The 1,080-nt window shown below is 50.6% G+C and carries 1 rRNA gene; it reads left to right on the top strand.

What is annotated here, in order from left to right:
* Nucleotides 1–1,073: ribosomal RNA gene (locus J2Z38_RS10475) — 16S ribosomal RNA — on the top strand; the annotation flags it as partial.
* Between the last annotated feature and the right edge of the window lie 7 nt (nucleotides 1,074–1,080).

Here is a 1,080-nt window from a genome sequence, read left to right as displayed (position 1 = left end):
TGGGAAGAACATGACAGTACCATAGGAATAAGGACCGGCTAATTACGTGCCAGCAGCCGCGGTAATACGTAAGGTCCGAGCGTTGTCCGGAATCATTGGGCGTAAAGGGTACGTAGGCGGGTAAGCAAGTTAGAAGTGAAATCCTATAGCTCAACTATAGTAAGCTTTTAAAACTGCTCATCTTGAGGTATGGAAGGGAAAGTGGAATTCCTAGTGTAGCGGTGAAATGCGCAGATATTAGGAGGAATACCGGTGGCGAAGGCGACTTTCTGGCCATAACCTGACGCTGAGGTACGAAAGCGTGGGTAGCAAACAGGATTAGATACCCTGGTAGTCCACGCCGTAAACGATGAGTGTTAGGTGTCTGGAGTAAATCTGGGTGCCGCAGCTAACGCATTAAACACTCCGCCTGGGGAGTACGCGCGCAAGCGTGAAACTCAAAGGAATTGACGGGGACCCGCACAAGCAGCGGAGCATGTGGTTTAATTCGACGCAACGCGAAGAACCTTACCAAGTCTTGACATATTACGGCGGGAGCTAGAGATAGTTCCTTACTTCTTCGGAAGACTGTAATACAGGTGGTGCATGGTTGTCGTCAGCTCGTGTCGTGAGATGTTGGGTTAAGTCCCATAACGAGCGCAACCCCTATTGTTAGTTACCATCATTAAGTTGGGGACTCTAACGATACTGCCGGTGACAAACCGGAGGAAGGTGGGGACGACGTCAAATCATCATGCCCTTTATGACTTGGGCTACACACGTGCTACAATGGCAGGTACACAGAGCAGCTAAACAGTGATGTCTTGCGAATCTCAAAAAGCCTGTCCCAGTTCGGATTGTACTCTGCAACTCGAGTACATGAAGTTGGAGTTGCTAGTAATCGTGAATCAGAATGTCGCGGTGAATGCGTTCCCGGGTCTTGTACACACCGCCCGTCACACCATGGAAGTTGGCAATGCCCGAAGCCTGTGAGCGAACCCTTGTGGGCGCAGCAGTCGAAGGTAGGGTCAGTAACTGGGGTGAAGTCGTAACAAGGTAGCCGTATCGGAAGGTGCGGCTGGATCACCTCCTTTCTAAGGA

This window comes from Anaerococcus degeneri (assembly GCF_017874475.1).
In the GTDB taxonomy this organism is placed as follows: domain Bacteria; phylum Bacillota; class Clostridia; order Tissierellales; family Peptoniphilaceae; genus Anaerococcus; species Anaerococcus degeneri.
The sequence above is the reverse complement of the archived record's forward strand: the minus strand, read 5'-3'. Positions and strand labels throughout refer to the sequence as shown.